Raw genomic sequence first — 238 nt, forward strand, 5'->3', positions numbered from 1 at the left:
GCAAGTGCTGCACACCATCGGCCGCCAGGACAAGGCCAAGCAGACACCGTGCCCGGGGTACGACGTGAAAAAACTAACCGAGCATTTGCTCAACTCAATCATGGTCCTCGGCGGCAAGGACGGCGCGGAATTCTCACTGCGTGCGGACATTGACTCTGTGGAGCGCCTGGTGAGCGGCGCCGACCGTTCGGCCCTGGACGCCTGGCACCGTCACGGACTGGAAGGAGACGTATCGCTG

General features: G+C 62.6%; 1 protein-coding gene. It reads left to right on the forward strand.

The window, feature by feature from the left end:
* A partial coding sequence (locus tag ACRHOZ_RS21440) for a hypothetical protein (RefSeq protein WP_431130412.1) occupies window positions 1-238 on the forward strand: 238 nt, incomplete at both ends.

It is taken from the genome of Flagellimonas flava (assembly GCF_050617915.1).
GTDB classification, from domain to species: Bacteria; Bacteroidota; Bacteroidia; order Flavobacteriales; family Flavobacteriaceae; genus Flagellimonas; species Flagellimonas flava_A.